This window comes from Clostridium sp. UBA5988 (assembly GCF_002435615.1).
Lineage (GTDB): Bacteria > Bacillota > Clostridia > Clostridiales > Clostridiaceae > Clostridium_J > Clostridium_J sulfidigenes.
The window spans coordinates 31,060-48,193 of the sequence record NZ_DJBA01000024.1 but is presented as its reverse complement, the minus strand read 5'-3'; the positions used below and the strand labels follow the sequence as shown (position 1 = coordinate 48,193).

Annotated in this window: 11 protein-coding genes and 1 other annotated feature; of the genes, 6 read left to right on the top strand and 5 right to left on the bottom strand. The window is 29.9% G+C overall.

The annotated features are described in order from the left end of the window. Positions 1 to 9 precede the first annotated feature (9 nt). Positions 10 to 3,918: a helicase-exonuclease AddAB subunit AddA gene (gene addA / locus B3J31_RS05520; RefSeq protein ID WP_346868109.1), complete on the bottom strand. Its 3,909-nt coding sequence runs from the start codon at positions 3,916 to 3,918 to the stop codon at positions 10 to 12. Continuing rightward, positions 3,911 to 7,381 carry a helicase-exonuclease AddAB subunit AddB gene (gene addB, locus B3J31_RS05515; protein WP_346873724.1) on the bottom strand — a complete coding sequence of 1,157 codons (3,471 nt, stop codon included), beginning with the start codon at positions 7,379 to 7,381 and terminating at the stop codon, positions 3,911 to 3,913. Before addB ends, addA begins: the two co-directional genes overlap by 8 nt. Positions 7,382 to 7,951: 570 nt before the next feature. Here addB and atoD point away from each other — a divergent pair. Genes atoD through B3J31_RS05500 form a run of 3 tightly spaced genes read left to right on the top strand, consistent with a single transcriptional unit; the run spans position 7,952 to position 9,629 of the window. Beyond that, positions 7,952 to 8,605 (top strand): acetate CoA-transferase subunit alpha, encoded by a 654-nt coding sequence (atoD, locus tag B3J31_RS05510; protein WP_035135146.1) that lies wholly within the window; start codon positions 7,952 to 7,954, stop codon positions 8,603 to 8,605. Position 8,606: 1 nt separating this feature from the next. After that, positions 8,607 to 9,266 (top strand): 3-oxoacid CoA-transferase subunit B, encoded by a 660-nt coding sequence (locus B3J31_RS05505; RefSeq protein ID WP_346868110.1) that lies wholly within the window; start codon positions 8,607 to 8,609, stop codon positions 9,264 to 9,266. A 60-nt stretch (positions 9,267 to 9,326) separates the two neighbouring features. Further along, positions 9,327 to 9,629 (top strand): late competence development ComFB family protein, encoded by a 303-nt coding sequence (locus B3J31_RS05500; protein WP_346873723.1) that lies wholly within the window; start codon positions 9,327 to 9,329, stop codon positions 9,627 to 9,629. A gap of 54 nt (positions 9,630 to 9,683) precedes the next feature. Here B3J31_RS05500 and B3J31_RS05495 read toward each other — a convergent pair whose 3' ends face one another. Beyond that, positions 9,684 to 11,063 (bottom strand): CCA tRNA nucleotidyltransferase, encoded by a 1,380-nt coding sequence (locus B3J31_RS05495; protein WP_346873722.1) that lies wholly within the window; start codon positions 11,061 to 11,063, stop codon positions 9,684 to 9,686. 167 nt (positions 11,064 to 11,230) lie between these two features. Between B3J31_RS05495 and B3J31_RS05490 the strand changes: the two genes are divergently transcribed. Continuing rightward, positions 11,231 to 11,503 carry a hypothetical protein gene (locus tag B3J31_RS05490; RefSeq protein ID WP_346873721.1) on the top strand — a complete coding sequence of 91 codons (273 nt, stop codon included), beginning with the start codon at positions 11,231 to 11,233 and terminating at the stop codon, positions 11,501 to 11,503. Positions 11,504 to 11,520: 17 nt separating this feature from the next. Then, complete coding sequence (locus B3J31_RS05485; protein ID WP_150845990.1) at positions 11,521 to 12,423, top strand: polysaccharide deacetylase family protein; 903 nt, start codon at positions 11,521 to 11,523, stop codon at positions 12,421 to 12,423. Positions 12,424 to 12,568: 145 nt separating this feature from the next. Here the strand turns inward: B3J31_RS05485 and B3J31_RS05480 are convergent, their stop codons facing one another. Continuing rightward, a complete protein-coding gene (locus B3J31_RS05480; protein WP_150845989.1) occupies positions 12,569 to 13,123 on the bottom strand; it encodes a phosphatase PAP2 family protein in 555 nt (184 codons plus the stop codon). Positions 13,124 to 13,189: 66 nt separating this feature from the next. Further along, complete coding sequence (locus B3J31_RS05475; protein ID WP_346873720.1) at positions 13,190 to 14,536, bottom strand: SH3 domain-containing protein; 1,347 nt, start codon at positions 14,534 to 14,536, stop codon at positions 13,190 to 13,192. 257 nt (positions 14,537 to 14,793) lie between these two features. Continuing rightward, positions 14,794 to 15,042: a binding site (T-box leader), on the top strand. A 113-nt stretch (positions 15,043 to 15,155) separates the two neighbouring features. Between B3J31_RS05475 and thrS the strand changes: the two genes are divergently transcribed. Continuing rightward, complete coding sequence (thrS, locus tag B3J31_RS05470) at positions 15,156 to 17,093, top strand: threonine--tRNA ligase (protein WP_150845987.1); 1,938 nt, start codon at positions 15,156 to 15,158, stop codon at positions 17,091 to 17,093. The last annotated feature ends 41 nt before the right edge of the window (positions 17,094 to 17,134 follow it).

The following is a 17,134-nucleotide window of genomic DNA, read 5'->3' as shown; positions in this document are numbered from 1 at the left end:
TATCTTACTTTATTCTACTTCAACTTCTTTATCTAGTGAAAATAAGTATAAGTATTTCTTTACTTTTTCTTTCTTAAAGGCATCTTTTATAGCTTTACTATAATAATCTAATTGCACTTTATATCTTTCTTTAATTTCTTCTATATTATCTGGTTTTACATAATCAGTTTTATAGTCTAAAATAATCCCTTCTTCTCCCTCTTCAAAGTAACAGTCTATAACTCCTCTTAAAAGCATCTTTTCTTCTAAGTAAGTTTCTTTACTAACATTAGGATAAATAGTAGAAGCATTGATTTCCACTCTAAAAGGCAGCTCTCTTTTTAAAGAGTTTTCTTTAAAAGCTTCTATTACTTTTTTTCCTATGTTACTCTGTAAAAACTTAAGAATTTTATCTACCTTAACTGATTTTGCTGCTTCAAAGGTTATTAGCTCCTTCTCTACCATGGTATTAATTTGCCTTGTAATGTCATCTTTAGCAAGGTCACCACTTAGGTCTAATCTTTGCATTATATTGTGATAAGCAGTTCCCACCTCTGATGGAGTTAATCCTTTTTTTTCTTGAAGAAATAGTGGTGTTTGCATTAGAGGCCTAAACTTTCTCGGTCCTTCTACTTCATCTCCATAGGTTATAGTTTTATAGTTATCTTCATCTAAACCATCACCTTCTATATATAGATTATTTTCTCTATTGGTTTCTTGTACCTTATTGTGAAGCTCTTTTAACTCTGTAACAGTTATTACCGTAGGCAGCTTTGTTGCTTCCTCATATTTATAAGTAAATTCTAATCTTTCTTTAATTACTTTATAATAATCTTTACTTATATTTTCATCAGCATTATCTAAAAGTTTATTTATTTTTTCCTTTACCGGCACTTCTTCTAAGGCTGCATCCTCTATTTCTTGAAAAATTTCTCTAGGATATATAGCTACCTTAAACCTACTATGATCTTCTTTGAAATCTTCATTTATAATATTTTCATTATAATGCCTTAGGGGTTCTCCAGCTTTATGATTTATAAGAGAAGCTCCTATCCAATCCAGGTAATTTTTTTGATTTTTTACATAGGTTGATTTTATACTTCCATTTTCATCTATACCTGCCCCAGACCATTTTTCAATTTTCTTATCTAGAGCCTTACCACTTCCAACTAAGATTAATTTTTCCTTTGCTCTAGTTAGGGCAACATATAAAAGTCTCATCTCTTCTGACTTGTTTTCCCCTTGAATTTTTTTGCTTATAAACTCCCTTTGAGATGTGTTATAACTAACTCTATTATCTAAATCAATATAAGTAGGTCCAAAACCTAATTCATGGTGGAATAGTATCTTGCCTTTTAAATCACCTTCATTAAACCTCTTTCCAAGACCGCAAAGAAATACTATAGGAAACTCTAAGCCCTTACTTTTATGAATACTCATGATTCTTACTACATCTTCATTTTCTCCTATGATTTTAGCACTTCCCATATCTTCACTACTAGTTTTTATATTACTTATAAAGTTTATAAAGTTATATAATCCTCTATAGCTAGTTCTTTCAAAATCCTTAGCTCTCTTAAACAAAATTTTTAAGTTAGCCTGTCTTTGCTCTCCTCCAGGCAATGCTCCCACATAACCGTAGTAGCCTGTATCCGTTATGATTTCCCATATGAGCTGATTTATAGGGGTATATTTACTTTCTAATCTCCAGTTATTTATTTTATCTAGGAAAGTTTTTATTTTTATTTTTAGAGCGGTATTATTATAGATTTCTTTAAGGGTATCACTAAGGTTTTCATCTTCATAATCCTTTTTCTCATAATCTAAAAGGCCTACCATGGCATGATAAAAACTCACATTTTTATTAGAAATTCTTATATCTGCTAACTCTTCTGTAGTGAATCCACCAATAGGTGACCTTAATACAGCAATTAGAGGAATATCTTGTACTATATTATCTATAATTTCTAAAGCACTTATAACTGTCTTTACTTCAAGAGTATCAAAATACCCCCCTCCCCCTTCTGAGAAAAGAGGAATTCCTACTCTTTTGAATTCTTCTATAAATATAGGAGAAAGCTTATTACTTGACCTTAAAAGAATAACCATATCCTTATAGGTAGCTCTTCTATAATCATCTAAGTTCTTATCATATACCTTTAATGAATTTTCCCCGTGATGCTCCATTAACTCTCTTATTCGTTTTGCCACGAATCTAGCCTCTAGCTGCATGGAATCTAGTTCTTCTTTATCCAGTTCTTCCTCACTATTTGTGATATCACTTTGTTCTTGAAGCTCTTCTTCTATTTCATTATTTTCATTAGCTTCAACATCTTCATAATCAAGGTTTATAAGGTTAAATTCCACCTCTCCACCAATATTACCTTCACCTGAAAACTCTTTATAACTGGCTCCAACCTTTAGCTCTTCACTTTCATCATAGGCTAGTTCCCCTACATCCTCACTCATAACAGCATTAAAGATATAGTTTATCCCGTCTATAACCTCTCTTCTACTTCTAAAATTTTTATGGAGAGTAATAAGAGCATTATAATCATCTCCATTTTTAGTGTAGGTTTCCTTCTTATTTTTAAATAGCTCGGGCTTTGCCATTCTAAACCTATATATACTTTGTTTTAAGTCTCCAACCATGAATACGTTTCTTGTATCCTTTTCTGTTCTACAAATAAGATTGATTATTTCTTCCTGAACACTATTTGAATCTTGATATTCATCTACTAGTATTTCTTCAAATTTATCTTTAAGCTCTAAAGCAATGCTTGATGGTTTATTTTTATCTTCCTTATCTCTTAAAATTTCAAGGGCAAAATGTTCCTGGTCATTGAAATCTATGATACCTCTTTCTCTCTTTTTCTTATCAAAAATATCTTTAAATTCTATTACTAGGTTTGTTAGCTCCTTCATTAGTGGATAAAGTTTTTTAGTAATTTTAATATTTTCCTCAGAAGTAGCATTTAATATCTTACTCTTTACCTCCACATATATTTCCTTAGCAGCATCTCTTAAATCCTTGGCTTTTTTTTGTATTACTTTCTCTTCCTCTGTTAACTTTGTTAAAGTTGGAATTCTTCCAAAACCAGTTTCTTCAATGTATTGTCTATCTTCCTTTAGTTCACCTTCAATTATTGTTAAAGTTCTCTCTAATATTTCTCCATCATTTTCAAACGTATCCTTATATTTATAAGTAATAGGATTATTTAGTACAAAATCTAACCCTTCATTATTTATCTCTAAAGCATTTATTATATCTTCTCTTAATTCCTTTAGTAAGGCATCCTTAAAAGGTAATTTTTCAAAGGAAAAATCTTCACCCACATTGAAAATTTCAGCTTTGGCTTTTAACCAAGCGACAGGAGCACCCATACTCATAGAAAAGTTATATAATCTTAGCACCATTTCTGCCAAAGCTCTATCACTTTTATTATCACAATAACTCTCTACTAGCTCTATAAATTCCTCTTTTCCTTCAATATATTTCCCTTCCATAAGTTCTTCTAGGGCTTCTACCTTTAAAAGATTTATCTCCGTAGTATCCCCAACTCTAAAGTTTGGTTCTATATCTAATTGATGAAAGTTATTTTTAATTAGGTTTAAACAAAAGGAGTGAAGAGTTGATATACTTGCCTTATTAAGAAGTATTAATTGAGTTTGGAGGTTTCTATTATTAGGCTCCTCTTTAATTCTATTATTAATAGCTTCTCCTATACGTTCTCTCATCTCTGCCGCTGCTGCATTAGTGAAGGTTACTATAAGTAATTTATCAATATCCACAGGATTATCTCTATCTGTGATAATTTTTATAATTCTTTCAACTAAAACTGCAGTTTTTCCAGAACCTGCTGCTGCAGATACTAATGTGTTTCTATATCTAATATCAATGGCCTTTTGTTGGTCCTCTGTCCACTTTACACTACTCATTACCTTCACCTCCTTTTCCCTCTACTTCAAGCTGCTGAAGAAGTTCTTTTTTATTTCTTCTAGGCATTACTTTAAAATTATTAATCCCCATGGTTTCATCAAACTGACATATAGAAGAAAACTCACAAAATTCACAGTAATAGCTTTTTCCGTTTTTACATGGAGTTACTTCTATAATTCCCTCTAACATATCTTCACAGATTTCTCTAACCTTTTCCTTCATGTGACTTCTTAGCACGTTAAAACCTTCATAGGTTATCACTGAGCTATTATTCTTTGAAAATTCGGCTTCATTACTACCCTTTTTGGGTTTATTTAAAGCTACAGGAATTATGGAAGAGGTTCCCCCTTTTTCTATGGTTTTATCCATTTCCTTAATTACCTTTAAATCTCTTATGACGATTCCCTTCATTTTTAACGCCTTTAATACTTCTTCTTCTAAATTCTCCATGGTAAGTTTTTTAGACCCATCCATTATTGGATCATCCACAGAAAGATATACCATAGCTCCTGGCATAGTTCTTCCTTTTCCTTCTGATACCACTGGATTTTTAGACATTTTCTCTTGCTCAAGGGTTAAAATTGCATCTAAATAAGTTAGTAACTGAATTTTTAAACCATTATATACATCATTTATATCTAAGTCTATTTTTCCTGTTTTATAATCCACAACTCTATAATAATTAACCCCATCTATTGAGGTTTTATCCACTCTATCAATCTTTCCTTGTAATTTTACTACTTCTCCTGTGGATAAAGTTATTGGTATAGGTGGATAATAATCGTCTTTTTCAAAACCAAAGGAAATTTCATAGCCAAGAGGTTGAAAAGTTCCCCTTTCCATCTGTTCATTAATGATTAACACCATTCTATATAAAATTCTTTTTACCCTTGTAGCTATATATTCATATCTCTTAGAACTTTTTAATATTCTATGTTCCTCGGAGTTTATAAGCTCTCCAATAACATCACTTATAACCCTTTCGCAAAATTCTTTATCTAAAGTTCCCCATGCGGCTTTTTCTTTCTCTACTCTTTTAGAAAACTTTTCAAGGCCTTCATGAATTAGATTTCCAAAATCCAGGGGTGCAAAGGTATAAATCTTTCTTTCCTTAGCTTTAAGACCATACTTTACAAAATAACCAAAGGAACAATTGGCATAGGCTTCTATTTTAGACACACTAAGACTTTTCCCATATAATTGCCTTATTTTATCTTTACCTATGGCTTCTATATGATTTTTATAAGTAAAGCCACTTATTACCTTAAGAAGTTTTTCTCTATATTCTGGCTCCTTATAATAATATCTATATATCTCCTTCCAAAGGTCTGTTATCTCATCTTTCTCTATATATTCATGGAGCTTTTTTATTAAATTATTAAAGGTAGGAGTCTTTCCTACTATACCTTTTTCATCTTCTCCTACTTCATCCTTTAATATATCTGTATTCTCCAAAACATTAGGAAATAAGGCTTTTAGCCTTGGAATCACCATGGAATATCTCTTAGTCTTTCCTTCTAAATCAGCAATTGGATAAGTAATATATAATAGATTACTTGCAATACTTAGCAAATTGTATATTAAATATTGTTCTCCAAAGGCTAGTTCAAAACTATTATCTGCCACACTTATATTATTATTTTTAAACACTATTCTATCATTATCATTAAATAGACCTTCATCTCCTGTAATCCTTGGAAGTACCCCATCATTTACACCAACAACTATGGCTACCTTTACCTCTTGAGCCTTTATTCTCTCAGCACTTCCTACTACTACTTGATCCATAGATGTAGGAATTAACCCCATTTTATTATGGGATATCCCCATAGATAGGATATTATTAAACTCTTCAATGGTCACCACTTCTTCTCCAAGAATATCTACAAACTGATCTAAAAGCTCAATAAGCATATTCCAGATACTACTATACTCATCCACTAATAAAAGATTATTATCTCTTTTAAATTTCTCTATATATTCATTGACATTTTCATAAACTCTATTATCAACTAAGAATTTATAAATACTTGAGCAAATATCTTTAACCTTATGTTTACCTTTTAATTTCTCCTCTAATTTAATGAGAGGCTCTATTCCTTTATTTTTTATCTCTATTATATTCTCATACTTAGAGCTTTCTCTCCAATACTCCTCATTATCATCTATCCACTTTTTCCTAGTTTTAATGCCATACTCTAGAACATAATTCTCTAGTAAATCTACTTCTGATGGTGATAAATTTGCAAAACCACTTTTAAAATAATTAACTATGGAATTATCTCTAAAGCCTTTAGAAAATATGTTTAAAAGTGAAGTAATATATACAACCAGTGGATTTGAAGCTATATCTTCCTTATCATCAATAAAAAATGGAATCTCATATTCTTCAAATATTACCCTAACTATGTCCTTATAATTTTCCAAATCTCTACTTATAACTATAATGTCCTTATATCTAAAGTCCTTCTCTCTAATTAGTTTCAAGATTTCCTTGGCTACATATTCTACTTCTCCATAGGGATTCTGAGCTTTAAATATACTTATATTTTTTGTAGGAGCTTTTAATGCTTTCCCCCTATTATTAAAGTAGTTTTCCTCTAAGAAGGACAATTCCTCACTTTCTTTAAATCTATGTCCAATGTGTAAATGAAGATTATTTTTAGGATAGTATCCATAATCTTGCGCAAGTTTTGTAAGCTTTTCTTCTGTAGTATAAATTGGATAAAAAGGATTAGTATCCTCATTTTTATCCGTGACCTCATCCCCACCATAAGGTATTGTTATATTGACATTGGCACAAACTCTTAAAAGTTTTCCTATGATGTCATATTGCTGAGGAGTGAAGCCACTAAATTCATCTATCCACACCTCTGCTCCCTTTAAAAACCTACTTTCTTCAATCTTTCCTTTTAAAATGGTTAAATTATCTTCAGGATCAAAATATCCTTCACTAAGTTTATCTTGAAACTTTGAATAAATTGCTTCAATATCACTTAACTTATCCACTAGTAGTGAACTTTCATCCACATTTTCCTTTAAATCTTTAAGAGTCTGTGGAGTAATTTTATGTCTTTTAAATTCGGTAAGTACTCCTATGATTTTATCTATAAAACCTTTTTGTTTTGTAGCTTGTTTAAATATGCTAAGTTTATCTTTTGCCTCATCTATAGCTCTTCCTACAATTATTGCTTTTCCTGTATCATTCATGTACTTATGAGTTACTCCACCAACTTCATTAAAAATAGTAAACGCTAATCTTTTAAAACTTAAAAGATGTACATTATTTATTCCAGTGGCACCAATCCTTTCAATGAGAGCCTTTTCTGCTCTAAAGGATAACTGCTCTGGAACTATTAATATTAATGGAGCTTTATTATCAAAGGATTTTTCATAGATTTCTTCAATACAGGTATAACTCTTACCTGTACCTGCTCTACCGTAAATAAATCTAATTCCCAAAATCTCACTTCCTAACCTTTAAATATCCTTATATATTTCACAATCTCTTATAATTACTTTCTTCCTTTATTATTACCTAATTATAACATAAGCCAATGATTCTTTTTTAATATCATTGGCTATTTATAAATATTTAATCCTCACTATACCTATCCATTATTTTAGTTAAATTATCTATAATAAATCTACCAAATTATCATGTTTTAGATGGCTATTTTCCTACTTGCAAAATGGCAAAATCCCTGAAACCCTTGTGGCGAGAACAACTAGTTAACTAGTTATATATTTATATAGTTTCCTAGGTAACTAGTTTCATATTTATATTGGTATATAGTTTCATATAAAAATAGCTCTATGTATACCTATTTATCTAAATGTATATATTATATGAAAATATAGTTTTAAGTATTTCGTGTAATATTTAACAAAATTAGACCTTAATAATTAAAAATGAATACTTTCATTAGTTTTTTAATTAAAAATTTAATCAGCCTTTACACATTGCAAAATATTTAAATTAGGGGTAAACTAGTATGGAAGAAAATTTTTTATTTATGGAGGGTTTAACATATGAATAAACTTATTTCAATTGATGAAGCAGTTGCTAAAATTCAAGATGGAATGACTGTTATGATAGGTGGATTTTTAGCTGTAGGTACTCCAGAAGCTATTATAGATGCTTTAGTTAAAAAAGGCGTTAAAGATTTAACTATCATAGCAAACGATACTGGATTTCCAGATAGAGGTATTGGTAAGTTAATAGTTAACAAACAAGTTAAGAAAACTATTGCATCACATATTGGTACAAACAAAGAAACTGGAAACCAAATGAATTCTGGAGAAATGGAAGTAGAATTATCACCTCAAGGAACTCTTGCTGAAAGAATCAGATGTGGCGGAGCTGGTCTTGGTGGATTCTTAACTCCAACTGGCCTTGGAACAATTGTACAAGACGGTAAAGAAGTTATTACTGTTGATGGACAAGAATACATTCTTGAAAAACCTCTTAAAGCAGATGTTGCTCTTTTATTCGGTTCAAAGGTTGATAAAAAAGGAAACGTATACTACAATCAAGCAACAAGAAACTTCAATCCTTTAATAGCTACTGCTGCAGATACTGTAATCGTTCAAGCTGAAGAGCTTGTAGAAGTTGGAGATATAGATCCAAACGTAGTTATGACACCATATATCTTTGTTGACTATATAGTAAAGGGGGAGAACTAACATGGATAAGAACATGATAAGAGAAGTCATTGCTAAAAGAGTTGCAAAAGAACTTAACGATGGAGACGTAGTTAATCTAGGTATAGGTCTTCCAACAATGGTAGCTAACTATATACCAGAAGGCATAGATGTAACATTACAATCTGAAAATGGATTCATAGGAATAGGTGCTGCTCCTGCTCCTGGAGAAGAGCAAAAAGACCTAGTAAATGCTGGAGGACAACATGTTACTGTTATCCCTGGAGCTGCATTCTTTGATTCTTCTGTATCTTTCGGAATAATCAGAGGCGGTCATGTTGCTGCTACTGTACTTGGAGCTTTAGAAGTTGATCAAGAAGGAAACCTTGCAAACTGGATGATTCCTGGTAAAATGGTTCCTGGAATGGGCGGAGCTATGGACCTAGTTGTTGGAGCTAAAAAAGTTATAGTAGCTATGGAACATACAGCTAAAGGTAATCCAAAAATATTAAAGAAATGTACACTTCCTTTAACTGCTGCTCATCAAGTAAACTTAATTATTACTGAAATGGCAGTTCTTGAAGTAACTTCAGAAGGTCTTGTTCTTAAGGAACTTGGACCAGAAGCTACTATTGAAGATGTAAAAAATGCAACAGTTGCAGATCTTATAATCCCAGAAAACGTTAAGAAAATGGAATTATAATTTTACTTAAAATAATTAATTAAAGTCTATTGGTAATTAAAAATAATTACCAATAGACTTATGTTAGAAAGGAATTTTTTTATGCCACCTTACAAAAATTATGCAGAAGATCAAGTTGAATATGTTTTAAAAAGTGTGCTTAAAGATTATCCTAATATTTGTACTTGCCAAAAGTGCCTTGATGATATGTCTGCTCTTGCCCTAAATTCTATAAAACCCAAGTATGTGGTTAGTGAAGAAGGTAAAATTTATACTACTGCTTTAAATGAAATTGACAAGCAAGAAGAAATTTCTATAACTGCTCAAGTTATTAGGGCTGTAGAAAAAGTTTCAGCAAATCCTAAACACCATGAATATAGATAAGGTAAGAGACCCTATGATTAACTAATTGATTAAATCATAGCGGTCTTATTTTTTTTATTTATTTTCATTGCTTTTATACTTTTCATATATTTCTTTTACATATATAGTTAACTTTTCTTTATCATTATATTTAGGATCTTTAATAACCATTTCTAATAATTCATCTAATATTTTTCCTATTACTATGCCTTCTTTTATCCCTAAATTTATTAAATCTTTTCCTGTAATTTTCAAGTCAGTCTTCCTATAGGCTTCTTCATTTTTCATAATTTCATCTAAAATTAATTCTATTTTCATCTTATTTAAATTGAATTGAGTTATCATTTCTAAGTTTTCTTCTTTTAAAAATATTTTTGTTATATATTTTATAATTATTAATTCTCCTAATACATCTAATCCTGTCCCTTGTAATAGTCTTTTAAGATACACTTTATCTTCATAAATTGGAGTATCATAATATGCCATAAGTGTACTTACATTCTTTATTGTCCTATTGTCATAATGTAGTTCTTTAAGAATTTCTTCACATTTAATGCTTATCTTTATGTCTTGTTTAGGTATTAACTTAGATGTATCTCCTTTATAATGAATTCTTATATCACTTTCATCTTTATTACTTTTTAATATGTAGTACAAAAATACAGTTAATCGCACATAAAGTTTTTTAGGACATCCTTCTATAACCTTAATACATTCTTTTACCTTAAAGGAATCATAAATATATTTTTCTTCATCTTTATATAGATAAGGTACTAATATAGGCATAATACCCAAACTAAGCATATATTTAATTCCATCACCAGGGTAATCAGATAGTATTAGCTTATTTAACTCTACAATTACTCTTTCCCTAGAAATTTTCTTAAGAAGCTCCTTGTTATTCTCTATGGCAATTAGAGTTTCTTTTTCTATTTTGTAGTTTAACTGTGCCAAAAATCTTAATCCTCTCATTATCCTTAATGAGTCTTCTTTAAATCTTTTATTTGGTTCTCCTACACACCTTATAACCTTATTTTCTATATCCTTAATTCCATTAAAATAATCTATTATTCCTATTTTATGATTATAAGCTATAGCATTTATAGTAAAATCTCTTCTTCCTAAATCATCTCTAAGTTTTGAAGTAAACTCTACTCTATCTGGTCTTCTCCCATCGGAATAATTCCCATCTACTCTAAATGTAGTTATTTCTACTGTTTCATTTTCCATTAATACTACCACTGTTCCATGTTCAATTCCTACATCTATAGTTTTTTTATCTATAAATATTTCCTTTATTTCCTTTGGAGTTGCTGAGGTACATATGTCCCAGTCATTAGGCTTTTTTCCTATAATACTATCTCTTACACACCCACCTACTATGTAAGCCTCAAATCCATTTCTTTCTATGTCATTAATACAATTCTCTATATACCTTGGCATATTAATATACATACTTATACCTTCTCCTTAAATTCACTCAATTAATTTTATAAATGTATTTTTTACTATAAAAAATAATAAAAAAATTTTCAAATTGTTACTTTTTCGTAATGATTATACATAATATATCCTTTATAATTATTAGTATAAAACATAATAACTAATTAAAGGAGATTCTTATGAAAAATACTTTATTTCATTCTAAAAAACATAATAACTCACAGGGTAAACTCTGTGTAATGGCTTCTATATTTTGCTTCATATTTATAGGAATTTCAGTATTTGCTAATGCAAAGGAGAAAGAATACCAGTTTAAAAATAATGAATTATCTACTGAAATAGAATCCCTTAAAGCTACAAAGGCTAATTTACATAAAGCAAATAAGAACTTGCTAGAGTCAGGTTCAAATTTAGATGCCTTACTTGACGAACTTGCTGAAATTAATAATTAACATAAGGAGCTAAAATCATGAATTACAATATTAATTTTGAATCATCAAAAGGGAATATTAGAAGAAGAAAGAAACCCTCCATATTAAGTATTATATCCTTATCAGCTTTATGTTTATGTTTTTTTATATCAATATTAGCAACAACAAAAATGTTCGTAGCTTCTAGTAAGCAAAGTAATCTATTAAAAGAAATCGATTCTTTATCATCGTCTAACAACTCTATACTTGCAGAAAATATTAAGTTAGAAAAAGAACTAAGTGAAAAACAATCCACTTATGATAAGGCAATGTCACAAAAAAAGATTGCTCATTTAACCTTTGACGATGGGCCTTCATCTAATACCTTGAAACTGTTAGATGTACTTGACAAATACAATGCTAAAGCGACTTTTTTTGTAATATACAAAGAAGGTTTTGATGATATTTATAGGGAAATCGTTAATCGTGGACATGTTCTTGCTAATCATACATATAGTCATAATTATCAAAAGATTTATTCATCTACTAAAGCCTTTATTAGTGATGTGGAAGCTCTTGATAATAAGCTAAAAGAAATAACCGGTAAAGAACCCTCTAAAATTTTACGATTCCCAGGAGGTTCAAATACAGGATATATGAGTGAACATAAAAATATGCCTCATTGTATTTTTAAAGCTCTAAAACATCGTGGGTACACCTATTTTGACTGGAATGTTGATTCTTCAGATGCTACTAAGGTAACATTGGATGAAAAAAGTATAATAAAAAGTGTTCTTAATGGTAGCTCTAACGTTAATACAGCTAATATATTAATGCATGATACAAACTTCAAATATACCACATTAGATGCAATGCCAAAAATTCTTGAAGGTTTAAAAGCTCAAGGATATGTATTTAGACCTTTAAAGCACGATTCAGCTGCTATTCGTTTTATAAATTAACAATTGAATTTTATAACTTTAACCAATTACAAAGACTATTTATAAGGGTTATTTCAAAATAATTCACTAAATCTTACTAAGTGTTGAGCTTGTACTTTAATAAAATTTAGCTTATTTTGAGACAACCCTTTAGTTATTTTATATGCTAATATTCCAAAATATTTTCTTTTCTATTATTAATTTTCCCCATTATATACACAGCTAGAATTCCACTTACAAGTCCAACTACTGCTCCACCTAACACATCAGAAAAATAATGAACATACAAATATATTCTAGAAAAACCTATTAAAACTGCCAAAGATATAAAATAAAACTTATACCTCTTAATATATGTGGAAAGTACATATGCTACAGCTATAGAAGATGCAGTATGCCCTGATGGAAAAGAAAAACTAATAGGCAGTTTTATTAGAGGATTATCTATAGGATATGCAATAATGGGTCTTACTCTCTCCACTAAATGCTTTATTACTCCCTCTGTTAAAATTGTGCCTATAGATATTGCTAGTAAACTTGTTATTCCTACTTTTCTATATTTTTTAGTGCATATAAGAATAATGCTAATTGTTATCCATATAAACCCTGCATCTCCCAGCCTTGTTATGAATGGCATTATAGTATCAAAAATTTTATTCTGTAACCCAAAATGTACAGCATCAGTTATTCCCTTATCTATTCCGTATAGCCATTGATTCATTAGTTTATCCCTTTCTTAAATAATCTTTTCTATATTTTATTTTTTTACTATTACTTGCTTCTAACTTTAATTGAATATGTCCTTAATTCCAATAATCTCTTCAATATATGGTTCTCCACTAGAAGTGTATATCTCTTTTAATTCAGATACTGTTACCCCCTTTATTCCTAAGTATATCTTTTCTTCATTAACCTGTTCCTTCTGCCCTTTATTTTTCTTTTCATAATCCTTTTTATTTACAAATACTCCTATTACATCGTGAATTATATAATGACTATTTTTATAATTTCCTATAAACATCGCTACATGCCCTTTTAAAAATATAAGGGATCCAGGTTTCAAGCTATCTAATATTTTCATTCTTTCATGATAAGTCATTTCTTTATGAACAAGCAATGTTTTTCCAATAGATTTTTTTAATTGATCACCACTATTTCTTGGAAAATGTATTCCAAAACTTCTAAAGGTATCTATGATAAGGGAAGAACAATCTCTTCCATTGAATTCTCCACCCCACCCATATCTTTCTCCTTGGAATTTAAATATTTGTTTTAATATATTACTTCTATTACATTTTAAATATCCTCTATGAACATCTTCATTGTATGGAATTAAAATATTAGTAAACTTTAGTTCACCATTACTTTCTCTTAGCGGATATTTAACTACATAATTACCTTCACTATACATATCATAAATTAATTCTTCCTTGCTCAAATTAGTTTCTATAGGTAGTTTTACTCCCATATCAATATCTAAATTTCTAAGTGCCTCTATAAAAGGATTATAAACGAGATTTATCTTTTTACCTGTAACTACAATGAAATCTTTACATTTACAATATTCTTCTATTTCTTTTTTACTTCCAAGAGCTATATTTTCTTTTTTAATCCATCCTGAATAATTATAGGTTTTGCAAAAACACCATTTTCCATCTTTACTAAAAGTATATATAATACAAGGTTCCGCTGCATATATAGCACTTTCCATAAATCTATCTAAATCATATTCTTTTTCCCCCTTAAACACTCTATCACTAGTAGGAAATGTTCTTATACTCCCCCTCTTTACCACCAATCCATATTCTATAGAAATCTTGTCCTTTATTTCTTTTAAATTCATATTATCAATAAGTTTATCATAATATTCCTTGTTTACTTTACTACCATTCTTGTATCTATCACCTTCTGGAATCTTGCTTACACAATTTATCATAGTAACTACATAATCTTTAGCTATTTCATTGGGTTCATTAAATATATCATAAATATATCCCTTTTTAATTCCTTCAGCATTGTACTTTTCTATTTCATCCTTAGTGAGAATAATATCTTTACTTCTCTTGCATAATTTTATCCATAAATCACTATAGTACATCTCATCCATAACATTTAGATTAGTATTACGATTCATAGTATATCCTCACCTCTAATTATATATTTTCACTTAAATAATTCTTAATTTTAAACAATCCTTAATATAATTATACTATTTATTTTGCTAACATATTATAAATTTACATAAATATAAATTAAATGTAATCCTTTCTTATTATTCTTTATTTACTTAACAATTTATGTTGACATTAAACATATATATGCTAAAATAAAGTTAATAATTTCTGCATTATAACTTAAGATTTATGATATAATAGAATAATAATTAATAATATTATCGCAATGAAGAGGACAGTAGATATGTCACTTTATTTACAGAGAGAAAGCATAGTAGCTGAAATTGCTTTTAAATAAATCATGTTGAAGACCACCTCTGAGTGACTCTAATAAAGTCCGTTAACTACGTTATAGTTTTTAAAGCGGTCCTTTATATCACTTTGTTAAATTAGTTATCTTTATAATCTAATTTTAATAAGTTTAAGGACAATTTGGGTGGAACCACGGGTATACCTCGTCCCTTTTCTTTAGGAAAAGTGACGAGTTTTTTTATTTATTTGAAAGAAATATCATTGTCACATAGGTTGGAATGAGTATGTTCAAGGCTATAATATTAGATATAGAAGGGAGATTTTTAAATGATTAAAATTACTTTAAAAGATGGATCAGTTAAAGAATTAGAAAATGAAATGAGTATTATCGAAATTGCAAAAAGTATTTCCGAAGGACTTGCTAGAGTAGCAACAGCTGGAACAGTAAATGGAAAAACTGTAGACCTTCGTTATATAGTTAAAGAGGATTGTGAATTGAATATTTTAACTTTTAATGAGGATGAAGGTAGAAGAGCTTTTAGACATACAGCTGCTCACATATTATCACAAGCTGTTAAAAGACTATTTCCTGAAGCAAAACTTGCTATAGGACCTGCTATAGATAATGGCTTCTACTATGACTTCGACCTTGAAGGTGGATTTTCTAACGAAGATTTAGATAAAATAGAAGCTGAAATGAAAAAAATAGTTAAGGAAGATTTATCAATTGAATGTTTTCAACTTCCAAGAGAAGAAGCGATTAAATTTATGAAGGAACAAGATGAACCTTATAAAGTAGAACTTATAGAAGATCTACCAGAAGGTGAAATCATAACTTTCTATAAACAAGGTGAGTTTACTGACCTTTGCGCTGGTCCTCACTTAATGACTACAAAACCAGTGAAAGCTTTCAAGTTAACTAAACTTGCAGGAGCTTATTGGAGAGGAAACGAAAAAAATAAAATGCTTGCTCGTATTTATGGAACTGCATTTACAAAAAAAGCAGAACTAGATGAATACCTAGAAGCTGTAGAAGAAGCTAAAAAACGTGACCACAATAAGCTTGGAAGAGAACTAAAGTTATTTACTACTTCTGAGCCAATAGGGCAAGGTCTACCTCTTCTAATGCCTAAGGGGGCTAGAATTGTTCAACTTCTTCAAAGATGGGTTGAAGATGAAGAGCAAAAAAGAGGCTACCTTTTAACTAAAACACCATTAATGGCTAAAAGTGATTTATATAAAATATCTGGACACTGGGATCATTATAAAGAAGGAATGTTTGTACTAGGTAATGAAGAAAAGGATAATGAAGTATTTGCATTAAGACCTATGACTTGTCCATTTCAATTCACAGTTTATAAAGCTGAATCTAAAAGTTATAGAGACTTACCTCTAAGATATGCTGAAACTTCTACATTATTTAGAAATGAATCTTCTGGAGAAATGCATGGATTAATTCGTGTAAGACAATTTACAATTTCTGAAGGTCACCTTGCATGTAGACCAGATCAACTTGAAGATGAGTTTAAAGGGGTAGTTGACTTGATTAACTATATGCTTGATACTCTAGGTCTTAGAGAAGATATTAGTTATAGATTATCTCTATGGGATGAAAATAATAAAGAAAAATATATTGGAGAACCTGAAGCTTGGAATGCAGTTCAAAATAAGATGAGAGAAATCTTAAATCATCTTGGAATTGAATATACTGAAGCTGTTGGTGAAGCTGCCTTCTATGGTCCTAAACTTGACCTTCAAATCAAAAATGTTCATGGTAAAGAGGACACTATAATTACAGCTCAAATAGACTTCTCTCTTGCTGAAAGATTTGGAATGACTTATGTAGATAAGGATGGTCAAGAAAAATATCCTTATGTTATTCATAGAACTTCTATTGGTTGTTATGAAAGAACTCTTGCCCTTCTTATTGAAAAGTATGCAGGAGCATTCCCAGTATGGCTTGCACCAGTTCAAGTTAAACTACTTCCAATCTCTGAGAAGTATCATGACTATGCTGATGAAGTTTATGCCCAACTTAAGAAAAATAATATTAGGGTTGAAGTTGACTACAGAGCAGAAAAAATTGGTTATAAGATTAGAGAAGCACGTAATGAAAGAGCTCCTTATATCTTAGTTGTAGGAGAAAAAGAAGCTGAAAATAAAGAAGTTGCAGTAAGAAGCCGTAAAAACGGAGACGAGGGTTCAATTTCTATAGATAACTTCATTGAAAGAATTGTCAAAGAAATTGAGAGTAAAGAAAGATAATAGAGTAAACAGAATTTAATGTAACTAAGGACTGAGAAAAT